Source organism: Xenorhabdus anantnagensis (assembly GCF_028598555.1).
Classification (GTDB): domain Bacteria; phylum Pseudomonadota; class Gammaproteobacteria; order Enterobacterales; family Enterobacteriaceae; genus Xenorhabdus; species Xenorhabdus anantnagensis.
The window spans coordinates 15,412-39,255 of record NZ_JAQRFN010000016.1 but is presented as its reverse complement, the minus strand read 5'-3'; the positions used below and the strand labels follow the sequence as shown (position 1 = coordinate 39,255).

At 39.2% G+C, this 23,844-nt stretch carries 20 protein-coding genes; 9 read left to right on the top strand and 11 right to left on the bottom strand.

The window, feature by feature from the left end:
- Positions 1–56: 56 nt before the first annotated feature.
- From PSI14_RS12890 to PSI14_RS12875, 4 genes are all read right to left on the bottom strand, one after another.
- The gene (locus PSI14_RS12890; RefSeq protein ID WP_273576276.1) at positions 57–455 is read right to left on the bottom strand and encodes a hypothetical protein; all 399 of its coding nucleotides are present in this window, start codon (positions 453–455) and stop codon (positions 57–59) included.
- A 207-nt stretch (positions 456–662) separates the two neighbouring features.
- Positions 663–1,169, bottom strand: a complete 507-nt coding sequence (gene def / locus PSI14_RS12885; RefSeq protein ID WP_273576275.1) for a peptide deformylase — start codon at positions 1,167–1,169, stop codon at positions 663–665.
- Between the two features lie 369 nt (positions 1,170–1,538).
- Positions 1,539–2,768 (bottom strand): trans-sulfuration enzyme family protein, encoded by a 1,230-nt coding sequence (locus tag PSI14_RS12880; RefSeq protein ID WP_273576274.1) that lies wholly within the window; start codon positions 2,766–2,768, stop codon positions 1,539–1,541.
- A gap of 20 nt (positions 2,769–2,788) precedes the next feature.
- Positions 2,789–4,159: a pyridoxal-phosphate dependent enzyme gene (locus PSI14_RS12875; RefSeq protein ID WP_273576273.1), complete on the bottom strand. Its 1,371-nt coding sequence runs from the start codon at positions 4,157–4,159 to the stop codon at positions 2,789–2,791.
- A 523-nt stretch (positions 4,160–4,682) separates the two neighbouring features.
- Between PSI14_RS12875 and PSI14_RS12870 the strand changes: the two genes are divergently transcribed.
- The gene (locus PSI14_RS12870) at positions 4,683–5,543 is read left to right on the top strand and encodes a lipase family protein (protein ID WP_273576272.1); all 861 of its coding nucleotides are present in this window, start codon (positions 4,683–4,685) and stop codon (positions 5,541–5,543) included.
- A 146-nt stretch (positions 5,544–5,689) separates the two neighbouring features.
- Positions 5,690–6,169, top strand: a complete 480-nt coding sequence (locus PSI14_RS12865; protein WP_273576271.1) for a membrane-associated Zn-dependent protease 1 — start codon at positions 5,690–5,692, stop codon at positions 6,167–6,169.
- Between the two features lie 111 nt (positions 6,170–6,280).
- Here the strand turns inward: PSI14_RS12865 and PSI14_RS12860 are convergent, their stop codons facing one another.
- Complete coding sequence (locus PSI14_RS12860; protein ID WP_273576270.1) at positions 6,281–6,982, bottom strand: O-methyltransferase; 702 nt, start codon at positions 6,980–6,982, stop codon at positions 6,281–6,283.
- Between the two features lie 51 nt (positions 6,983–7,033).
- On the bottom strand, positions 7,034–8,053 hold the full coding sequence (galE, locus tag PSI14_RS12855) for a UDP-glucose 4-epimerase GalE (RefSeq protein ID WP_273576269.1): 1,020 nt from the start codon (positions 8,051–8,053) through the stop codon (positions 7,034–7,036).
- A 146-nt stretch (positions 8,054–8,199) separates the two neighbouring features.
- On the opposite strand from galE, the gene PSI14_RS12850 reads away from it, so the two are divergent.
- Positions 8,200–8,961 carry a 4'-phosphopantetheinyl transferase family protein gene (locus PSI14_RS12850; protein WP_273576268.1) on the top strand — a complete coding sequence of 254 codons (762 nt, stop codon included), beginning with the start codon at positions 8,200–8,202 and terminating at the stop codon, positions 8,959–8,961.
- Between the two features lie 169 nt (positions 8,962–9,130).
- Here PSI14_RS12850 and speB read toward each other — a convergent pair whose 3' ends face one another.
- A complete protein-coding gene (gene speB, locus PSI14_RS12845) occupies positions 9,131–10,057 on the bottom strand; it encodes an agmatinase (protein WP_273576267.1) in 927 nt (308 codons plus the stop codon).
- A 422-nt stretch (positions 10,058–10,479) separates the two neighbouring features.
- Entirely contained in the window at positions 10,480–10,827 is a 348-nt protein-coding gene (locus tag PSI14_RS12840) for a hypothetical protein (RefSeq protein ID WP_273576266.1), read from the bottom strand.
- A 183-nt stretch (positions 10,828–11,010) separates the two neighbouring features.
- On the opposite strand from PSI14_RS12840, the gene PSI14_RS12835 reads away from it, so the two are divergent.
- Positions 11,011–12,693, top strand: coding sequence for a hypothetical protein (locus PSI14_RS12835; RefSeq protein WP_273576265.1), 1,683 nt, complete (start codon positions 11,011–11,013; stop codon positions 12,691–12,693).
- Between the two features lie 12 nt (positions 12,694–12,705).
- Entirely contained in the window at positions 12,706–13,941 is a 1,236-nt protein-coding gene (gene eno / locus PSI14_RS12830) for a phosphopyruvate hydratase (RefSeq protein WP_273576264.1), read from the top strand.
- 236 nt (positions 13,942–14,177) lie between these two features.
- On the opposite strand, the gene PSI14_RS20230 is transcribed toward eno, so the two are convergent.
- Together PSI14_RS20230 and speA are read right to left on the bottom strand one after the other, a co-directional pair.
- A complete protein-coding gene (locus tag PSI14_RS20230; RefSeq protein ID WP_273576263.1) occupies positions 14,178–15,002 on the bottom strand; it encodes an AraC family transcriptional regulator in 825 nt (274 codons plus the stop codon).
- Positions 15,003–15,264: 262 nt separating this feature from the next.
- Positions 15,265–17,169, bottom strand: a complete 1,905-nt coding sequence (gene speA / locus PSI14_RS12820; protein ID WP_273576262.1) for a biosynthetic arginine decarboxylase — start codon at positions 17,167–17,169, stop codon at positions 15,265–15,267.
- 653 nt (positions 17,170–17,822) lie between these two features.
- Between speA and metK the strand changes: the two genes are divergently transcribed.
- Together metK and PSI14_RS12810 are read left to right on the top strand one after the other, a co-directional pair.
- The gene (gene metK, locus PSI14_RS12815; RefSeq protein ID WP_273576261.1) at positions 17,823–18,977 is read left to right on the top strand and encodes a methionine adenosyltransferase; all 1,155 of its coding nucleotides are present in this window, start codon (positions 17,823–17,825) and stop codon (positions 18,975–18,977) included.
- A 75-nt stretch (positions 18,978–19,052) separates the two neighbouring features.
- Entirely contained in the window at positions 19,053–19,550 is a 498-nt protein-coding gene (locus PSI14_RS12810) for a SprT family zinc-dependent metalloprotease (RefSeq protein WP_273576260.1), read from the top strand.
- Between the two features lie 181 nt (positions 19,551–19,731).
- Here the strand turns inward: PSI14_RS12810 and PSI14_RS12805 are convergent, their stop codons facing one another.
- Complete coding sequence (locus tag PSI14_RS12805; protein WP_273576259.1) at positions 19,732–20,079, bottom strand: DUF6694 family lipoprotein; 348 nt, start codon at positions 20,077–20,079, stop codon at positions 19,732–19,734.
- A gap of 598 nt (positions 20,080–20,677) precedes the next feature.
- Between PSI14_RS12805 and PSI14_RS12800 the strand changes: the two genes are divergently transcribed.
- Together PSI14_RS12800 and PSI14_RS12795 are read left to right on the top strand one after the other, a co-directional pair.
- Complete coding sequence (locus PSI14_RS12800; protein WP_273576258.1) at positions 20,678–21,979, top strand: dicarboxylate/amino acid:cation symporter; 1,302 nt, start codon at positions 20,678–20,680, stop codon at positions 21,977–21,979.
- 346 nt (positions 21,980–22,325) lie between these two features.
- Entirely contained in the window at positions 22,326–23,810 is a 1,485-nt protein-coding gene (locus PSI14_RS12795) for an aldehyde dehydrogenase family protein (protein WP_273576257.1), read from the top strand.
- Positions 23,811–23,844 lie beyond the last annotated feature (34 nt).

Sequence of the window (23,844 nt, the reverse complement as noted above, 5' to 3'; positions counted from 1 at the left end):
TACCCATTTTTGTACAAACTTTGATGCGAAAGTTTGATGCAGAAACCCTGAATGCTCTATTTTACTTTCAATTTAAAATCAAACTTAGTGTTGCCTACCCTATCGATATCTAGATCTAATTGAGAATCAGGGGATATTTTCACTGTAGTAATATCAACACAACCGGATGACGGATCGTAACCAAGGTAGATAGTACCAACCAGCGGATAGCTGCCATTGATCCGGTTTCTGATATAAATAGCACATGCAAGCACGTTGCTACTGGCAGTAAAAGGAATATTAACATATTCCATATTACTGCCAACTTTCACTGAGAGAACTTGAGCATCTCTAATTCCCTCTGCATCCAATATCATTAAGTAAGTACCCACCTTAGCATCAGTTGTATCTATCAGGTTCAGATCAATGGAAAAATTAGGCTGTTGATAATACACAATATCACTTTTTCCAATCACAATAGTTCCTCTGTTTATATCATTACCATCAAATCTCTTGAAATTCATTGGGTATATGTTAACTGCCTTGTAAGCCATGATTCTAAGCTTTTTTATACATGTTTATCATTAATAAATTAAATAATAGCAATATATAAAACCACAATATTGCAAAATAATATAATATCAGTAAGTAATAGTTTATTTTATCCTTATTATCTTGATACGTTATTTTTTCCTACTACTTAGATACTTTTTCACTTTTTTCAGTGCCATTTGCCTTTTTAGTGGAGATAGATAATCAATAAAAATAATGCCATGCAAATGATCAATTTCATGCTGCATAACAATTGACAGGAAATCCTCGCTTTCTACCGTAATGGACTTACCGTACCGATCAAAGGCCTCCACCTTCACTTTTTCAAACCGTTCAACATCTGCGTAATACCCAGGAATCGATAGACAACCCTCCTGATTTACGACTCGACGCTCTTTTTCAACAATCTTTGGATTGACCAAAACCATTGGCTGATCACGATTTGGAGAAAGATCAATGATCAAAACCGCTTCTTTCCGACCGACCTGTGGAGCAGCCAAACCAATACCATTGTCAGTGCTGTACATTGTCTCCAGCATGTCATTAATCAACGGTTGAACTTTATCAAAATCAGCGACATCGACACATTTTTGTCTCAGCCTTTCATCCGGAATTGTGAGTATATTTAGAATTGCCATAACACATCATCCTTTGTTAACTACACCGCGACTTGAAAGACGAAGGGGATACTTTCTTGATAAAATATATCTCATTCTTAATGAGATATCAGCAATTATTAATACGAATTAATTTAAAAATAAAAACCTATCAATTAAATTTCTCGTTCATTTACCTCAAAACCAAGCAGTCTATATTTTTAATATATATTTATTTCCAGATGAAAAACAAAAAATCCAATAAAAATAATCATTAAAAGCAAAATAAATATGAGTTAATGACATTATAAAAAATGCCAAACGATATTCTTCATTTGGCATAATTCTTTGATTATCTCAGTTTTTATTACTTTATTTTTTGTTTATTTATTTTTGTTACCTTATTTTTTGTTAAAAACGTGCATTTTCAAATGCTTGAGACAAATCAGCTATGAGATCATCTGCATTTTCAATACCAACGGAAATGCGGATCAACTGTGGGGTAATCCCAGCCGCAAGACGCTTTTCCAGCGGAATGGAAGCATGGGTCATGGTAAATGGCTGACCAATCAAGCTCTCCACCCCCCCTAAACTTTCTGCCAGTGTAAACAATTGCAGTTCTTTAATGACTCGACGCGTATAATCCTCGTCTCCTTTCAGCACGATGGAGATCATGCCACCAAAACCTCGCATCTGACGTTTTGCCAGATCATGCTGAGGATGAGAAACAAGGCCGGGATAATACACTTTCTCAATTTGTGGCTGCTGTTCGAGCCAATGCGCAATTTTCTCTGCGTTGTCAATATGGCGCTCCATGCGTAGTGCCAGTGTCCGAATACCACGCAGGACAAGGAAACTGCTGAACGGGTCAAGAATGCCACCAATGGAATTTTGCAGGAAGGCCACTTGTTCTGCTAACTCTGCATTATTTCCCACCACAGCAAGGCCAGCAACAACATCAGAATGACCATTCAGATATTTAGTTGCAGAGTGCACAACAATGTCAAAACCCAAATCAAGTGGGCGCTGGATATAAGGGGAAGCAAAAGTGTTATCTGCAACACTGATGATATTGTGCCGTTTGGCAATCTGTGCAATCGCCGCTAAATCAGCCAATTTCAGCAATGGATTAGTCGGCGTCTCCACCCAAATCATTTTAGTGTCGGGTTGAATTGCTGCTTCCAGCGCCACAGTGTCCCCAGCCTCGACATAAGTGACTCTCAAACCGGCAGTCCGACGGCGCACTTTCTCCAGCAACCGGTAAGTACCACCATAAAGATCATCTACCGCAATAATATGACTGTCTTTATCAAGCAGCTCCAGAATGGTCGAACTGGCAGCCAGACCAGAACCAAAAGCATAACCACGAGTACCGTTTTCCAATTCAGCAATCGCACGCTCCAACGCATCACGCGTCGGGTTGCCACTACGGGAATACTCATACCCAGTATGCTGACCCGGTGCAGGTTGAGCGTAAGTCGACGTGGCATAAATTGCGGGCATGACTGCACCAGTATGATCAGGTACGTAGCCTGCGTGAACGCTTTGTGTATCAAATTTAATCTTATTAAACTTAGTCTTGTCGAACTCAGTCTTGTCGAACTCAGTCTTGTCAAAACCAGTCTTATCAAAATTAGCCATTAATTTATTCCTGAAAGAGATCAATTGAGTTGTTGACGCCATGCGTTCAGCACATCGGTGCGAGTAACAAGGCCTAGGAAGTGATTGTCATCATCAACAATCAGAGCCACATGACCAGCATCAAAGGTGGCCGTTAACTGTTCCAATGGCGCTTTTTTATTAAGTGTATCAACCTGACTGGTCATCGCTTCAGTAACAGGTAAAGAGAAATTGCATGAGTTAGCCTTGATAGTATGCATAAGATCCCATTCATCAATGATACCTACAACTTGGTCATTCTCGATCACAGGTAACTGTGAAATGTCATACAGACGCATGCGACCATAAGCTATCTGCAAGGTATCTTGTGGGGAAACTGAAACTGTCGCGCCATCCCGATAACGATAAGTAATGTAATCGCTCAAATCATCTTCTTGCGACTGTGCACGCAACCCTTGTTCCAATAGCCAGTAATCATTAAACATTTTCGACAGATATTTGTTGCCACTGTCACAAGCCAACGTAACCACACGTTTCGGCGTTTTTTGTGCACGGCAATAGCGTAGCGCCGCCGCCAGCAATGTTCCCGAAGAAGAACCAGCCAAGATGCCTTCTGTCAGCAGCAAATTGCGGGCGCTGGCAAACGCTTCTGCATCAGTAATGCGATAAGCATGGTTAACCTGAGAAAAATCACCAAGAGGCGGGACAAAATCTTCTCCAATGCCTTCCACAAACCAACTGCCAGCTTCGTCATAATGACCATGCTCAACATAATCGGCCAGAATGGAACCTTTAGGATCTGCGAGGACAAATTCCGTATGAGGGGAAACATCCCTAAAATACTGGCTCAGACCACCAAGCGTCCCGCCAGAGCCGACACCAACTACCACTGCATCAACATCCTGTTCCATTTGCTGCCAAATCTCCGGGCCCGTGCTAGCAATATGGGCGGCTGAATTCGCAAGGTTATTGAATTGATCAATATAATAAGCACCGTTGATTTCTTTCGACAAACGCAGAGCATAGTCCTGATAATATTCAGGATGCCCTTTTCCAACATCAGAGCGTGTCAGGCGCACATCCGTTCCCAGCGCCCGCAGATGATAAATTTTCTCCCTGCTCATCTTATCAGGCACAACTAAAATCAATTTATAGCCTTTCATGGCGGCAACCAATGCCAGTCCTATACCTGTATTACCTGCCGTAGCTTCAATGATAGTGCCCCCTGGTTTCAGCAATCCCTGTTTTTCCGCCTGCTCAATCATTGAAAGTGCAACACGATCTTTAATTGAACCACCCGGATTTTGATTTTCTAGCTTAATAAACAGCTGGCATGGGCCTGTATCCAGATGTGTAAGCTCCAGTAACGGTGTATTCCCTATAAGTTCAAGAACCGAACGTGGTGCTGCCATATTTGCCTCTTGATAACTGTTAAAATTTGCAAATAAAACCTTCAGATTGGAAAAGAATAACGCTGTATAGCAATCAATTTGAAAGAACAAATAAAAACTACATATAACAAAAGGGAATTAGCTAATTCGATATTGATAAATACAATATGGCTTCAAGTCATGACTTATCGTCATTTAAAAACAAATAAATTCTAATAGCTTGGATTATATGAAATTCAATTCTATATAATAATGTCATTAATATCTAAACATAGAATCATTCAACCTGCTTATTCCCTCTTAAGCCAGAAAATCCGGCAAAATGACATATACCCTTTGTCTTTCAAGTTGCCTCTTTGTTGACTGCACTTACTCACCCTGAACACCGTTGTTATGAACATCGAGTTATCTATGCTCCCGGGGATTCGCTCCCTTGCCGCCGCAATGCATCTTAAAATCCATTGGGTATACAATTAAGTTACATAAAACAAAACTGCATAAAACAAGCATCCCACCAAACAACGAACAAACAAAAGAGGTAACTATGTATACATACAAAGAAGCCGCCAATTTTGCAGCATTCGTGTTATATGCAGCGAAAATGAACGAACAGTATTACAATAATCCAACACCTCCAGTCGATCCGCGAATTGAAGAGGATGGATGGAAAGTTATCGCGTATATCTCTGCAAATGATCTGTCTTTCTCAGTAACACCCCGAAAAATCATATGGCCCGATCATGTCTGTTATGGGTATGTCGCAGAAAAAAGCAACTCTCCAGGGGAATATGTTGTTGCTATACGCGGAACAGATCCCTCAATTTTTCTGGAAGATCTCCACGATGGCCTTATTGATTTCACCTCACCATGGACCCGTTTCCCCAAAGTAGAAGTAAGTCAGGGTTTTTTTAGCATCTATGATTCAATGAAACTGATTGTCATTGAACCTGAACCATACCATGATTATAGCAACCTCAAATTGGCTGAAGCGATTACCCAACTTATAGGGGTAAATGGTCAATTCACGATAGTCGGTCACAGCCTTGGATCAGCCATTGCGTCCTATCTCATGTATGAAATTGGCTCAATAGCGCCCAATCACTCAGCCTGTTTATTTGCCTGCCCAAGATCAGGAAATAGGGAATTCTCCAAACACATCACCCAAAACTTTAGTCATTTTGCAGTGTTCAACTATATAGATGATGTCATACCTCATTTACCTCCTGAGATCTTGGGGTATTCCTCATTGGACTATACCAACGAGTTTAAACCTCAAACTAATATCGATATTTCAGATGGGCCATTATGTAGCCACTATTTAATTAACTACATAGCCAGATTAGATTTGGATGTGTTCAAAAGAGTGACGAAATATGGTGATATTGATTCTTGTATCAATCTATAAGCATTGATGGATCAGTAGCTATTGATGAGTTAAGAAACATTGATAAATTAAAAGCCATTGCTCAAGTTAAGTAAGATAACTTGATTTTTTCTCCAACCACTGTAATACCTATTTCATTTAGGAACTCAGTAAACAGGAGCATGAAAATGAAATGGCGTGGTTATACATACAGTGCAATATTAAGTGCAATATTAATAGCAAGCAGCCTGTTTTCCCCAGCATTATGGGCAAAAGGGGAAGCACATTTATTATTTCATATGGGGCTGGGAGCCAACGGCAAATTCTTTGTAGGCGGCACACTGCAAAATAAAGGAGACCAACTTGTTGCAGGAGGCTATTTGGCTGTTTTACCTTTTAATGATAAATGTGAACCAGGCACATTGGCAGTACACTCATTTGAAGCATTAGTACCAGGGGAAAAGAAAGAATTTCGTGTCCCCGTAAATTCTCCGCTAAGCGGTTATCGTTTGGTTGGTTTTGGTGCCTATGACGATATGGGCTTTCCTCTTCCCACTGTAGATGAAACAGCAAAAATCATTAAAGAGCGCGAACCCAGTGAGCGCAAAGCATGTCAGTCAGCGCGGAAACCTGCTTCTGAAAATAAGACTGCATTCCCAAAATCATAATATTAGGTAATGATATTGGGTAGCGGTGTTGAATATAGTTAACAGATCTCAGGATGGTTTACCAAAAATAAACCATCCTTTTTGTCACCTATTATTTCCTGCCATTAAAAATTATTGGATAAATTTTTTATCTGTATTTATCCGTAATAATGCAAAACCATCCCAACCTTTTTCCCCTACGGTTTGTAAAGCAGTAACAGTAAGTTCTGAGCGGTTGAGCATCTTATCAAGTACCTGACGGACACCTTCAACAGATTCATTCCGCTGCTTATGTAAAATCGCCCCTTCACGGACCATATTATCCATGATGATAACGCTTCCCGGATGTCCCAGCCTGATAGCCCAATCCAGATACAATGTACTATTTTGTTTATCAGCATCAATAAAAATCAGATCAAAAGGAGCTTCAGTACTCAGTGTCGGCAAGGTCTCGCCAGCATCTCCCACGATAATTTTGATTTTGTGGGCAAGCTGTGCTTTTTCAATATTGTACTGAGCCACTTTGACTATGCTGGGATCTTTTTCCAATGTGAACAACAGCCCATCATCAGGCAATCCATTTGCCATGTATTGAGTGCTATATCCCCCTAATGTGCCAATTTCGAGAATACGTTTTGCACCACTAATTTGTACCATCATCATCAAAAACTGCCCTTGAAGCGCAGAAACATTTATCGCTGGCAATCCTTGAGCGGCGTTGTATTCAAGTGTTTGTTCAAGATGCGGGGATTTGTCTAATAATACTTGTTTTAGATAGTCGTCAACTTCTGTCCACTGTTGCTGGAGTAGTGCTTGTTGTAGGTTAGAACTCACGATCATACTCCTTTCATTGTTAGGGTTAGATATTTCACTTACTTTTACTTCTTATTTCACTTGAAAGCCATTGGGATTTTGAGACTGCCAACGCCAAGCATCTTCAGTCATTTCCACAATAGTACGGCTTGCCTTCCAACCCAGCTCTCGCTCAGCTTTCTCTGGGCTTGACCAACACTCAGCAATGTCTCCCGGACGACGTGGACAAATCTCATAAGGAACAGGTTTGCCACAAGCATGACTGAACGCTGCCACCATCTCCAGCACGCTGGTGCCTTTTCCGGTGCCCAAATTGTAAATATGCAGCCCCGATTTCTTGCCAACGGCATTTAAGGCCGCAATATGTCCGTCGGCCAAATCCATAACATGGATATAATCACGCACTCCGGTGCCATCAGAAGTCGGATAATCATTGCCATACACAGACAGCTTTTCCCGACGACCTACCGCTACCTGAGCAATATAAGGCATCAAATTATTAGGAATTCCCTGAGGATCTTCCCCCATTGTGCCAGAAGGATGAGCACCCACTGGATTGAAATAACGCAACAACACCACAGACCAATCATTTTCTGCATGATGAAGATCAGACAGGCAGCGTTCGACCATATACTTACTGGTGCCATAAGGGTTAGTGGTGTTGCCTACCGTGGATTGTTCGGTAATCGGCACGACTTTAGGATCACCATATACCGTCGCGGATGAACTAAAGACAATGCTTTTTACACCCGCTTTATGCATGCTGCGCACCAGCACCAGCGTTCCATTGACATTGTTGTCATAATATTCGATAGGTTTAGCGACAGATTCCCCAACCGCTTTCAGTCCGGCAAAGTGAATCACCGATTGGATTTGATGACGGGCAAAAATGGCATCAAGGAATGACTCATCACGAATATCCCCTTCATAAAACAGAGGCTGTACACCAGTCAATGCCTCAATGCGCGCCAAGACTTCACGATTGGCATTGCACAGATTATCGATGATAATCGGCGTCATCCCTGCTGCAAGCATTTGGACACACGTATGGCTACCGATATAGCCCATTCCACCTGTCACTAATATTTCCACATTAACCTCTTTTTTTAACTGATAACATGCAAGAGTATAAAAAGAGTCACCGCATTAGTGAACTAAAACTAAAATATGGCAAAATCAGGTAATAACTATTTTCGAATGATTCACTATTCAATAATCACAGCCAATAATAAAATCCGATGATGAAAAAAATTACTTTTACCTCCACCCAAATCACTACCATAAATGATAGTTTTTTCAATGAAATACAAACAGGCATACTTTCCGGACATCCCGATCTTCAAGTCATTAAAGCTTCTTTTGATCAAACTTACTATCGCGATACATTATTCGGTGAATGTGGCATTACCTATCCGCCCAAGCTACAAAATGCAGTCAATAAACGACGAGCGGAATATCTGGCTGCCCGTTACTGCACTCAACAAGTTTTAAACAATTTGGGTTATTCCGGCTTTCAGGTAACCAATGCACAAGATCGTTCCCCAATCTGGCCTAACAATATTTGTGGCTCCATCTCTCATTCCACTAACTGCGCCATTGCGTTCGCAGCTTCTTGTGATAAGTACCAAATGATCGGCATCGATATCGAACAGGAAATTAAATCAGAGACTATCGAAAGTGTTTCATCCAGCATCATCAATGCCAATGAAGTAGCATTACTGGCAGCATGCCCATTGCCATTTGAACAGGCATTCACCCTTGCGTTCTCCATCAAAGAGAGTTTGTTTAAAGCACTTTATCCCCATGTAAAACGTTTTTTTGATTTTCATGCGGCTGAAATTACGTCTATTGATTGTCATGAGCACGCTATTAACATAAAGCTACTGCAAACATTATCTAATGAGTATCAAGCTGGCTCAGAATTTAACGGAAATTTTATTCTCATGCCTCGGCAGCCTATAATTCCACAACAACTAATACTGACATATATTGTGGGATAATTTTCCACTTTGTTTAAATCTAAATTTTTAAAAATAGCGCAAGTATACAAATTGCCATGTCATACCAGCACTTTATATTATAATCAGAGTACTAAATAATAAGGGCCCACCTAAAAGGTGAGCCTGCAAAAAGTTTATAACAGATAAAAAAACCTATTGGCTTAATCCATTAAGCATCTTTCTTCGACGCCTGTAAATACAGCAATTCCAGTCCAATCGTTGCGGCTGCTAATGCTGTAATCTCAGATTGATCATAAGCCGGAGCCACTTCCACCACGTCCATTCCGACGATATTCAACGGTTGCAAACCACGCACTATTTTCAAAGCGCGATCTGATGTCAATCCACCAATCACTGGTGTCCCTGTCCCTGGGGCAAAGGCCGGATCAAGGCAATCAATATCGAATGTCAGATAAATCGGCAAATCACCAACCACCGTTTTGATCTGCTCAACAATATCATCAACACTGCGATCATTGACCTGACCGGCATCCAGCACAGTGAAACCGTTATCAGTCTCGTGTTCCGTGCGAATACCAATTTGTACTGAATGATGAGGATCTATCAGCCCTTCATTCGGCGCATGATAAAACATCGTGCCATGATCAAATTTGCTGCCGTTGGGATAAGTATCTGTATGAGCATCAAAATGAATCAGCGCCATTTTGCCAAAGTGTTTCGCATGAGCACGCAATAGTGGCAAAGTGACAAAATGATCACCGCCAAAAGACAGCATGCGCTTGCCCGATGCCAACACCTTTTCAGCATGTGCCTGCAACTTATCGCTCATGTCCTGAGCATCACCGAAGTTAAATACCAGATCGCCGCAATCCACTACATTCAAACGCTTACGCAAGCTAAAGTTCCACGGCCAACGACTGCTTTCCCATGCCAGATTAGTCGATACCTGACGAATAGCAGCTGGCCCGTGACGGCTGCCCGCTCGTCCTGATGTCGCCATATCAAAAGGCACACCAGTAATCACCCATTCCGCATCACTGGAATAAGGCTGAAAGTTCAATGGAAAACGCAGAAAGCCGAAGGCATTTGAAACCAAAGAATTATCAATCTGGTTTCCTAAGGAGCTAATACTCATGATATATCCTCAAAAGTCCCGCCCTGCTATTACCAGTCCCCAATATTGTCAATATTCAATGATTGGCAGCAACCAGTGGCACGGAGGCTTATTTACGCTAGAAGATTAATCTTCCAAATACGCTATCATTTTAAAGTTAAAGTAAAACAAAATGTTAGCAATCAATCCGAAACTAAAGAAACGAATGCGTACACACTCATATACAAACAAGAAAAGTACCCAAAGCATCTTAGTTCAACGACTAATCATATAGTATTAAACATATTTTCTACTTGCCACAACTTTAAGAAGTAGATCCCACGAAATATCAAATGAACATTTAAAATACTGGAAAAACACTGACAGCAATAACAATCAATCCTTAGAAATTTGCTGAAAAATCTCTGACACGGTCGCAAAATGGGTTATTATTTACAAGCAAGCTATAACATATTATTTTGTAATATCTGATTTTTAACCCAATATTTTTCTTGACATATATTATGAAAATTTTTTTCGTGTGGGGTGATTGAAAATCCGTTGCTATTTAGCACCTTATAACTCATCCATTTCTCTTGGCATAAATCTTCATAAGATTCATTCGCCTCTTTTTCGGATTCTTCCAGATAAAGAATACTTACCCCGTCATCAAACGTATAAACAACTTCTTTATCTTCAAAGATCAAGTTTTCATCCGTTAAAAAATTAATTTTTTCATTTTTTGAAATGATCTTAACAGGCGAGGATAATGATTTTATAGCCAAAATATAAATTAATAAAGATTGAGTCATTTCACTCTCCATCTCTCTAAAATTTTTAATAGTATATCATACTAAAATTTGAAACTTCACTTCATTTTGAATTGAGTGATATCAGATGTCAGATATTTGATACATTATGACAGAATTTAGATATTAATTAAGACGGCGTTATCCTACGATACTGTAAAAGATAAAAATAATTTGGAGGCGTTCATGACTAATGATAATGATTATTGGACTTATGATCCTAGAGGAAATCTATCTTGTGATGTTATTAAACTAGCGAAAAGAGTGAGTATTCCTGAACACCAAAACAGAGAGATATTATTTTTTGATAATACCAAGCTTAGTTTTTGTAATTATAGCCAGATTTATAAAAGCATTATAAATATTCTCAAAGAGAGGGGGATAATAAATATCAAATACGTCTGCCAATCTGTTCGAGGGACTATGACGCAACAGATTAGAGAGTTGGCTTCCGAATTATCAAAGAGTAACTACTCTGCTGCAATAATCGCTCTGGCAGATATGGGAACATCAGTAATGACAACCATTCTGGCTGGTGAATTAGAGAAAAAAGGAATACCTGCATTATTAATTACTTCACCTCCAGGTAATCATTTAGCAGAACATGTCGCATTCTATCGATTTGGTAAGTTGTGCATTTGCCATTTAGATATATATCAAGCAAGTAAAATAGAAGAAATAGAAAATGAAATTGAGAAACAAAAAGAATATATCATTAGCTCCCTGACTAAAAATGAAGTTGAATTAAATAAGCTATCCTTATTAAAACCAAAAATGGATTTAGATAAAGTAAATTCAGATAACAAAAAAATACCCTTTATAAATTCAGATGAATTAATGAGGACATATGATAATCTTTCTATTGGTGATGGATTACCCGTAATACCGCCGACACAGAAAAGATATATTCAAATGCAGCAATATTGTCAGGAGCCAGTAGACAAAATAGTTATTCCAGAAGCTGGCCCTTCAGGGCAAAATATTACCATTAATGATATTATCATTAACAGTATTCTGGCAGGTTGTGAACCTCAATATTTACCTATTATCATTGCGACATTTTATGCAATGGCAGAAAGTAAATTTAATTTCCAGCAATCAATTACCACGTCTTACAACGGTGGAAACCTTGTTCTTGTCAGTGGGCCAATAGCCAAAGAAATAGGAATGAGTTCGGGGCAAGGATGTTTAGGTCCGGGGTTTCGAGCAAATGCTACCATCGGAAGAGCAGTTAATTTAACAATTCTAAATGTCTGTCGGGCTTACCCAGGAAAAGCTGACTTAGGTTGTTTGGGATCTCCCGCTGAATTTACCTATTGTTTTGCAGAAAGCATAGAGAATAGCCCGTGGGAAACCATCAATGAAGAAAATTATGGTGAGGAAATTACAACGGTTTATCTCATGAAAGGAGAACCTCCTACAGATGTTGTGGATTTCTTAAGCCAGGATGCCGATAGTTTATTATCTGTCATTATTGATAGTGCAACTCATCTTGGGCGAATGAATGCCTATATACCAGGGCGGATAATGATTATTTTGACACCTGACCATGTTAAAATTTTAACCAATTCAGGATGGACAAAAAATAGTCTTCGACAATATTTACATGAGAAAATTTATAATCTCCGTTCTGATGTTGATGGAAAAGGAATAATTCCTGTCAGACCAAAGCAATTCTCTGAACGAGAGAAAATCCCCGCAACACGCTCACCACTTGATATTGATTTAGTTGTTGCCGGAGGTCGTGGGGGGCATTCAGCCATTATTGCCAGTTGGGGGCTTTATTGTGACGCAGTATTAAAACCTTTGGCTTTACCTTCAGGAAAATTAGCAAAATCCATTACTGACTTTTACGTCCAAAAAGACTAGTTGAGAATATTTATGGCTAAAATAATTGATATAATTTCACGCGAAGTATTTGACTCAAGAGCAGATATTACGTTAGAAGTGGAAGTCATCCTTAATACAGGAAATAGAGGTCGCGTAATTATTCCAACAGGAAGTTCAATAGGAAAATATGAAGCAATTGAAGTTCGTGATAATGATAAAAATAGATTTAGTGGAAAAGGAGTAAAATGTGCCATCGATATTATTAATAAAATAATCAAACCCAAAATATGTGGTTTATCCCCTTTCGAACAGGAATCAATTGATAATATTTTAATTGAGCTGGATGGTACTAATAATAAAAGTCATTTAGGTGCCAATTCTATTTTGGGTGTATCTTTAGCCGCAGCTCAAGCTGCTGCGATTGAAAAAAACGTTTATCTTTATGAATATCTTAAGAAAGATGACGATCTTTTCATTCCTCAACCCATTTTTTCTATGCTGTCTGGAGGAAGGCATGGTGATGGGAATTGTGATTTCCAAGATTTTCAAATTATTGTCTTAAATAAAACAAATTTAAAGGACTCCATGCAGATCGGAAAAAACATCTATCTTAAGCTTCGTGATATTTTGCTAAAAAGCAATATGTGTATAGGCGTTTCTGGTACAGGTAGTTTTATGCCCTCATTAAAATCGAATGAAGATGGCTTATTATTACTAATGGAAGCTATATATAATGCAGGTTATGAAGTTGGAAAAGAAGTCAGTTTAAGCATGGATATTGCAGCTGAAATGTTTTTTAAAAATGGGAAATATCATCTTGCAACCGAAGGTAATATTCTATCCACAGATGATTTCGTTACTTATTTAAAAGATATTTGCAATAAATTTCCTATTTCATTAATAGAAGACCCTTTAGCTGAAGATGATTTCAACGGATGGATTTCTCTTTCACAGGCTGTTGGTAAAAGGATCGAACTAGTTGGTGATGATTTATTCACAACCAACATTGAGCGATTTAAAGATGGTTTATCTAAAGGTATCGCTAATTCTATATTAATTAAACCCAATCAGATTGGGACAGTCACTGAAACAATTAACTTGGTATCTTATGCTAAACAAGTTGGTTATAAGACTGTCCTTTCCAGACGTTCTGGGGAAACAGAAGATACAAGTATAGCCGATTTAGCGGTAGCCTTAAAAACAGATAAAGTTAAATTTGGTTCTTTTGCCAGAACAGAGTCTCTGGCTAAATACAATCGCTTATTAAGAATTGAAGAAAAATTATAGTACATATAGTTATTATATACCCAATGAATTTCAAGGCGCGCGGCGGTAGGCAAGAGAGCGAATCCTCAGGAACATAGATAACTCTATGTTCATAACAACGGTGACCGGGGTGAGTGAGCCAGCCAACAAAGAGGCAACTTGAAAGACGGAGGGTATAGCGGGGATGATAATGCTTTGGGGACGCTTATCTTTGTTAAAATGATTATGTAATTACATAATCATTTTAATTATAGCCTTTATGAATTCAATTTTTTATATCTACTTGGCGTAATATTTAATCTTTCTCTAAAAAATGAAATAAATGCGCTAGTTGATGAAAAGTCTAGAATATAAGCAACCTCTGTTATTTTCTTGCCTGAAAGTAATAATTTTATCGATAAAGTCAATCTGTATTTTTGACGCCATTGTTGATAATTCATTCCCGTTTCTTTGATAAATAATCTATGGATGGTTCTTTCTGAGGCTCCAACGATATTTATAAATTCATTTAATTTAGGTGGTAATTTCTCTTTTTTCAGAAATGAAGAGAGTATATTATTAACTCTATAATCGTGCGGGATTTCTGGAAGTTCATTTTCTTTTATAATTGAAGATAAATGTTTTATTAAAATGGACTGCAAATGATATTCTATTCCTGCATTCCAATTAGAATTGAATGACATATCACATATTGATTCAATAATCTCATGCATAAGCGACGTGGCGCTGTAAATTTTCACTTCTTTAGGAAGTTGGAAAAAAATTTCTTGATCAATATAGATTGCTCTGAATTCAGCTTCATTTTTTAAAGTTACTTCGTGAGGTGTACCAGCAGGCACCCATACGATTTGATTAGTTAAAATATCATATGTGGTGTCTGTTAATATTAGTTTTGCCATACCACTATTTAGTGATATCAGCATTCCTTTTTGATGTGTGTGTATTTTTTCTCTTAATGATCGACTATCTTTGCTAATAAATTTTGCTCGAATCGGTACAATGCAGGCCGTTATAGTATCGGGATCAAAATATTTATTTAGTAGTTCTGGATTGTTAAATATTTGTTTGGATATTTTTGCCACTTTTTAACCTCACAATATCGTTTAACATCATTCCCACATAAAAAATTTTTCATACCACTCTTCTGTCAGATTTACATTATTTTTTTAAAAAAGCTACTCGCTAACTTTTCAAATAATAATGAAGTAGTATCTGAAGCACGGCATCAGAACACATAATGGAAATATACTTATGAGAGGATTGCGAATAGCCATTCAAAGTCACAGTATCGTATAAGAGCTTGACTAAGAATGACTATTAATGAAGATCAATGACTAATAAAGATTACTCATCTTCCAAATAGGTGTAACCATACAGGCCATTTTCAAACTCTTGCAGGAATTGTTCCTGTAAATTTTCATCCAGATCAGCCGATTTCACTTGATCACGGAAACGGGTCAACAGTACCTGCGGCTCAAGTTTGACGTATTGCAGCATATTGGCGACAGAATCACCTTCTTCACTTTGCTGATAAGTTACTTCACCATTTTCTGCAACATAAACATCAATGGCTGCTGTATCACCAAACAAGTTATGCATATTGCCCAGAATTTCCTGATAGGCCCCGACCATAAAGAAACCGATCAATGGCGGTTTTTCTGGATCATAAGCGGGCATTGGCATTGTTGTCGCTACACCATCACCATCAATATAATGGTCAATTGTACCGTCAGAATCACAGGTGATATCCAACAGAACGGCGCGACGATCCAACGGCTTATCCAGCCCTTCAATTGGCAAGACCGGGAAAAGCTGATCAATTCCCCACGCATCTGGCATTGACTGGAATAACGAGAAGTTCACGTAGAATTTATCTGCCATGCGCTCCTGTAATTCATCAATGATCGGACGATGGGCGCGGTTGCTTGGATCAAGATCCTGCTGAATATGGCGACAGATATTTAAATACAGTTCTTCCGCCCATGCACGCTCTGACAGATTCAACATACCGTGGGCATACTGAGTATGAACATCATGCAGATCAAACTGGCTATCATGCAACCATTCACGCAGGGAGCGGCGGCTGCCGTCAGATTGCATCTCCGTCCATGTTTCCCACAGGCTGGTCAGGGGACGCGTTGCATTTTCTGCTGGTGGCGTTGTTTCAGTGAATTCATTGCGTTCAACCCCAATCACATTGGAGACCAAAACCGTATGATGAGCTGTCAATGCACGACCAGATTCCGTAATAACCGTCGGGTGAGGCAGGCCGTGTTCTTCACAGGCATCACCAATCCCCCAAATAACGTTATTCGCGTATTCATTCAAACCGTAGTTAACCGAGCATTCTGACTGGGAGCGTGTGCCTTCATAATCGACACCTAATCCACCACCTACGTCGAAGCACTGAATATTGACACCCAGTTTAGACAGCTCGACATAAAAACGGGCAGATTCACGTACACCCGTTGCCACATCACGAATATTCGCCAATTGAGAACCCAAATGGAAATGCAGCAATTGCAAGCTATCCAAACGCCCTACAGCACGCAACATCTCAACCAATTGCAATACCTGCGCCGCAGCCAAGCCAAACTTGGATTTCTCACCGCCACTGGACTGCCATTTCCCCGCGCCTTGTGAAGCCAAGCGCGCCCGCACTCCAAGACGGGGTATTACATTGAGGCGCTCAGCTTCTTCCAGCACCATAGCGATTTCAGACATCTTTTCGATAACCAGATACACCTTGTGTCCCAGCTTTTCACCGATCAGCGCCAGACGAATATATTCCCGATCCTTATAACCATTACAAACAATCACAGTGCCTGTCATGCCCGCATGAGCCAATACTGCCATTAATTCCGCTTTTGAACCTGCTTCCAATCCAATTGGTTCATCAGCGTTTGCCAATGTTTCAATGACACGGCGCTGCTGATTAACCTTAATCGGATAGACCAGGAAATAATCCCCTTTATATCCATAAGATTCACGTGCACGCTTAAATGCCGCATTAATAGAACGCAAACGATGTTGCAAGATCTGGGGAAAACAAAACAATGCAGGCAAACGTAATTGTTCTTTTTCTTCCTGAACTTTCTTCACCAGATCGGCAAGTTCAATTTGAGCTCCCGGTAAATCAGGGTTTGGGCAAACACTGACATTACCCAGATCATTGACATAGTAATAGCCACCGCCCCAGTATGCGATGTTATAGGTCTGTCGCATTTTGCGAGCAATATTATCATTCATGGCAGTCTCCTTTATGGAGTCGAGATTTGCCTTCACCTGTAAAGTCAATAACCCAAGGCACTATTTTATCGTGCGTATCTTGCGCATTAAAAAATGTCAGGGAACAGCATGCTCTTAAATTATAGGGACGTTTAGAGAGTACTAAACAATATATTTATAGTGTGGCTATATGATGCCAACTCAATATTACCTGCTTATATGTTACGGGTAACATCGAAATGAATTCATATTCAAAAGGAAGGGACAAGATGTGAAGACATCAATGACGTAGTGTGGCTGTTGGCCGTTAACAATCAGCAGATAATGGTACATAACCCCATTCACCCCCACATGGCTTACCAACAGTAAGCCGTTTCTCAATTGAGAAGCAGGACATATATATCTCCTGCAAACGCCCGTAACTTCAAGTACAAAAATTAACTTATGTTACGCGCGCAGTTTATACCTGTAATCCAATAAAATTGCAAAATGAAATTTACCTAGATGAAACGAGCACTCCCAGCCTTTTTAGAAGGGAAACTAAAATGTCACACAATGAAAGATATTTAAAATTAAAAAAACTGGTAACCTTAGCAAGAGTAACTTAAAATAGCCGTCTAGATGGTAAAACATCCGCCCTTAAACCAAGATTATATTTAAGGTAATAAAATATAATGACTACACATCTTTTCACTTCTGAGTCTGTTTCAGAAGGACATCCAGACAAAATTGCCGATCAGATTTCCGATGCCGTTCTAGATGCAATTTTAGAGCAAGATCCTAAGGCTCGGGTTGCCTGCGAAACTTATGTTAAAACAGGCATGGTGATGGTTGGAGGCGAAATCACTACCAGCGCTTGGGTTGATATCGAAGAAATTACTCGCCGTACTGTACGTGAAATCGGCTATACCAGTTCCGATATGGGATTTGATGCCAGCTCGTGTGCTGTTATCAGCGCCATTGGTAAACAATCTCCTGATATCAATCAGGGTGTTGATCGTGCAGATCCTCTGGAGCAAGGTGCAGGAGATCAGGGCTTGATGTTTGGTTATGCAACCAACGAAACTGATGTTCTCATGCCAGCACCTATCACCTATGCACACCGTTTGGTTGAGCGTCAGGCTGAAGTACGTAAAAACGGTACTCTGCCGTGGTTGCGCCCTGATGCAAAAAGTCAGGTAACCTTCCAGTACGATAATGGCAAGATTGTTGGTATTGATGCAGTGGTACTTTCAACCCAGCACTCCGAAGATATCGCTCAAAAAGCGCTACAAGAAGCCGTGATGGATGAGATCATCAAGCCTGTATTGCCTACTGAATGGCTTACTCCGATGACCAAATACTTCATTAACCCAACAGGTCGCTTCGTGATCGGTGGTCCAATGGGTGACTGTGGTCTGACTGGCCGTAAAATCATTGTTGATACTTATGGTGGTATGGCTCGTCACGGTGGTGGCGCATTCTCTGGTAAAGATCCATCCAAAGTTGACCGTTCAGCAGCCTATGCAGCACGCTACGTTGCTAAAAACATCGTTGCGGCTGGTCTGGCTGATCGCTGTGAAATCCAAGTGTCTTACGCCATTGGTGTTGCTGAACCAACATCTATCATGGTGGAAACATTCGGTACAGAGAAAATTCCAACCTCAACACTGATTCAATTAGTGCGTGAATTCTTTGATCTGCGCCCTTACGGTCTGATTAAAATGTTGGATCTGTTACACCCAATCTATCGCGATACAGCGGCCTACGGACATTTTGGTCGTGAACAGTTCCCTTGGGAAGCAACAGATAAAGCTGAAATTCTGCGCTCAGCAGCAGGATTGAAGTAATTTTTTGCTAATCTATGAAACCCGCAATGCTAAGCTGCGGGTTTTTTTATAATTAAAATACAGTATTCAGCCATAATGAAATTCGTTAGAGTTCCCCTCTCTTTACAGCAAGCTGTTATGCACACCATGAGACAGAAATTAACTCAGGCGAATCATTTTTGGCAGCAAAGCTTTCCTGAACCCCGCATAACCTATCAGCAACGGGGAACAATTGCAGGCAGTGCGCGGCTGCAAGATTGGGAAATCCGTCTGAATCCTATTTTGTTAATCGAAAATCAACAAACATTCATTGATGAAGTTATTCCACATGAACTGGCGCATCTATTGGCTCATCATCAATTTGGCAAGGTTGCTCCGCATGGAAAAGAGTGGCGCTTTATCATGGAAACAATATTTGAAGTAAAAGCCAGCCGGACACATCAATTCCCTGTACATTCTGTCCGCAGTAAAATATTCATTTATTGTTGTAGCTGTCAGCAACATGAGCTGACAATAAGACAGCACAATAAAATGCTCAGAGGAAAAAATTGCTATGTTTGCCGCCAATGTGGAGAAAGACTAATATTATTGTGACAAATTTAGTGGGATAAATTTAGTGGGATAAACTTAGCTAAAACCACAAAATGCCCTTCAATCAGGGCACCTTGTTTGAAGAATTCAAAGAATTCGAGGCAATATCAGCACAAGCACATTATGTTACCAAGTACATTATGTCACCAAGTACATTATGCAATCAGGTACATTTATAATACATTCATTTTTTGATTATATTCGCTGCTTTAATTTTTTCAGCTTCTTCAATGACTTGATCAGCAGTTTTCCCATGAAGGGATTGAAAAAATCTCTGTTCCAACTTTTGTATATCTCCATATTTGATATTTCCATCTTTGTTATCCTTAAACAAATCATCAAAATCGATACTATTGGTCATGGCAACATTCAATGAATCATCAAATTGTAATTTTTTATCTTCTGATAAAGTATCTCTGATTTTTTCAATGGATGTTTTTACAGCAATTTCATTTGTTCCATCAATTCTGAGTTGATTATCACATCCAACCAATATAAATCCAAATAAACAAACTGTTAACAATTTTCTCATGATCAACCCCGCCTATTACCGATAAAGCAATAATAGCAGAAATAGAGCATATAAATCGTTTTAAGGAAAATTTTTATTACTAAATCAGGAGTATTTATAACTTGATTATTTATTACTTTATGTCATTAATGGGCGTTTGATTCTAAATCTTGTTTATAAGAATAAAAGTAACCTGCCGCTGTACCATTCCCGTTAGTATCGAATTTATTTTCTGCAACACTGTAATATTTCAATATGTCTTCCTAAGTGGGAAACAATGCCTGTCATTCATTAGAAAACATTGCAAAGTGGTTACATCCCGAAAAAATCTCTCTATCTATTTTATCATCATCAAAAATGTCCAAAAAGAATTCAGACTTTTACTATAAAATCAGAAAACAATACCGTTTTACATTTATTTCCTATGTAATATTTTATTTATTTAAAATAATGTTTATTGACTTCATAATCTTGAGGCTTGTTCAAAGCAGAAATAAAGAGTAATTTTAACATTAATCTTATTGCGATATAGATAAAGAGAGGCATTAAAGCATTTTATAAAAAATAAATAAATCACTAATGATAATAATAACATTGTAAATTGAAAACAGGAACCTCTATGTCTAATCCCCTAAAGAAAAAACCTTTATATCAGATACTCTATGTCCAAGTCATATTTGCCATTTTACTGGGTATAGCCCTTGGTCATTTTTATCCTGATTTTGGTGAGTCACTAAAACCATTAGGTGATGCATTCATTAAAATTGTGAAAATGATCATTGCACCTGTTATCTTTTTGACGGTAGTTACAGGGATAGCAGGAATGAATAATATGAAAATGGTTGGCAATGTTGTAGGAAAGGCAATGCTATATTTTTTAACATTTTCAACTCTTGCTTTAGTTATTGGGTTAATTGTTTCCAATATCATCCGCCCCGGTGATGGTTTGAATATCTCTCCTGATTCGTTAGATAGCAGCAAAGTTGCCGGTTATGTGGAGAAAGCTCATGAATCATCTATCGTTGGTTTTCTCATGAATATCATACCCGAAACCGTTGTTAGTCCACTTGTGAATGGCAATATTCTCCAAGTTCTGTTTATCTCCGTTATTTTTGGTGTCGCTTTAGTCACAACAGGGAAAAAAGGAGAACCTATTTTAGTTTTTTTACAAAACTTCTCGGAACCGGTCTTTAAAATGGTTGGGATTTTAATGAAATTAGCACCTATTGGTGCATTCGGGGCAATGGCATTTACCATAGGTAAATATGGTATTTCATCAATTGGAAATTTAATGATGTTAATAGTGACTTTTTACATTACATCATTACTTTTTGTTCTTATTATTTTAGGAGGAGTTGCTAAATATAATGGATTTTCCATCATTCAACTAATCAAATATATTAAAGATGAACTCTGGTTGGTTTTGGGAACATCATCCTCTGAAGCAGCATTACCTAGCCTAATGAAGAAAATGGAAAATGTAGGCTGTGAAAAATCGGTTGTTGGTCTGGTTATTCCAACAGGTTACTCATTTAACCTTGATGGTACTAATATTTATATGACAATGTCTGCATTATTTATCGCTCAAGCAACCGGTATTGATCTGAGTCTCACTGAACAAATTTCTTTACTATTAGTTGCTATGATCAGTTCAAAGGGTGCGGCAGGTGTAACAGGAGCAGGTTTTATTACGCTAGCTGCTACTTTATCTGTTGTTCCCAGCATACCCGTAGCAGGCATGGCTCTTATTTTAGGCATTGATAGGTTTATGTCTGAATGCCGTGCATTGACAAATCTAGTTGGCAATGCTTGTGCCAGTATTGTTGTGGCTCGCTGGGAAAGTGCTTTGGATAAAGAAAAAATGTATCAAGTATTAAATGGTGACACCCAAAACTTATTAGAAAAAACATCAAATAAATAATCCAAGCGCCTTATAAACTGAGTCATTTCAATTAACCCACCTATTAACCAAATCTATTAATTCGACTCAAATATAACAATAAAAATGTTTTGGTAAAAATTACTCAGCAAACCAGTGAAATTATAACTCATAGGCATTATTTTTATAATAGATATATCTATTTGGAAATAAATTACATACAGCAAAAAAATTTTATGTTGTTCACTTTATATTATTAAGGTTTATATTTATTGATATAGATCCGTTATATTTCATTTCAATTTCAGTAAAAATTAAGAATTAATCGGATAATCAGTTTGGAATATATGTCCTAGTATACTTAAAATCAAAGTGCTCGGAGAATATAATGAAAAAGCTACATGATATTGAGAAAGAATTATTGCCTTGTAAATCTTATAAGATGTTGATTAATGGCGAATGGGTTGATAGTTTTTCAAAAAATACGCTGCAAAGCTACAACCCTGCAACCGGTGAATTACTGACAGAATATGCTGCGGGTAACGCCGAAGATGTTGAGCTTGCTGTCAAGGCTGCCCAAAAAGCCCTGCCAGCATGGGGTAAAACCTCCGCGGCTGAAAGACAATCTCTATTACTGAAAATTGCCGATTTGCTGGAAGCAGAAGCTGAGCGCTTTATCGTCCTTGAAACATTAGATGGTGGTAAGACTCAGGCCCTGTGTCGTAATTTTGATATTCCTTTCTCTGTTGATCATTTCCGCTATTTCGCCGGGGTTATCCGTGCTCATTCTGATGCTAGTGATGTCATCGATAACGACACACTGAGCTTAGTGATCAGAGAACCCATTGGTGTGGTAGGGCAGATCATTCCATGGAATTTCCCGTTATTGATGGCCGCCTGGAAACTCGCACCTGCTCTTGCTGCCGGTAATACTATTGTTATCAATCCGGCAAGCCTGACCCCAATAACTCTACTTGAATTGGGGCGCATCATGAATCAAGTTCTGCCACCGGGCGTTGTCAATATTGTCACGGGGCGTGGCTCAATTGTAGGTCAAGCGATCCTCGACCATGACGGCATTGACAAGGTAGCTTTCACCGGCTCAACTGAAATCGGCTACAATGTTGCCGCAGCAGCAGCGAAAAGACTCATTCCTGCAACTCTGGAATTGGGCGGTAAATCTGCCAATATCGTCTTCCCTGATGCCAATATGAAAAAGGCAATCAAATATGCTGCTAATGCTATTTTGCTGAATCAAGGGCAAGCCTGTGAATCCGGTGCCCGCCTGTTCCTGCATAAAGATATTCACGATGAATTCCTGAACTCACTGAAAACTGTGTTTGAATCAGTCAAAGTGGGAGATCCCATGTTGGCAGAAACAGAAATGGGCAGTCAGGTTAGTGAAGAGCAAATGAATACTATTTTAGGTTACATCGACCTTGCCAAACAGGAAGGTGCAACCATCCTGACAGGTGGAAAACGCATGACAGGAGCGGGATATGATGATGGTTTCTTTATCCAGCCGACAATTCTTACCAATGTGACCAATAATATGCGGGTTGCGCAGGAAGAAATTTTCGGGCCTGTACTGTGTGTTATTCCATTCAGCAATGAAGAAGACGTTATTGAAATGGCCAATGATTCCGAATATGGTCTGGCAGGTGCAGTATGGACGCAAGATATTAACCGCGCCCTTCGTGTAGCGAAAGCGGTAAAAACGGGCCGTATGTGGATCAATACCTATCACGAGCTGCCCGCTCATGCTCCTTTCGGTGGCTACAAAAATTCAGGACTTGGGCGCGAAACGCATAAGATGATGTTGGATGCTTACACTGAAGTGAAAAACATCTATATCAGTACTAAAGAAGACTAAAAAAACAATCGCCACCCTTGTAGGTGGCGATTAT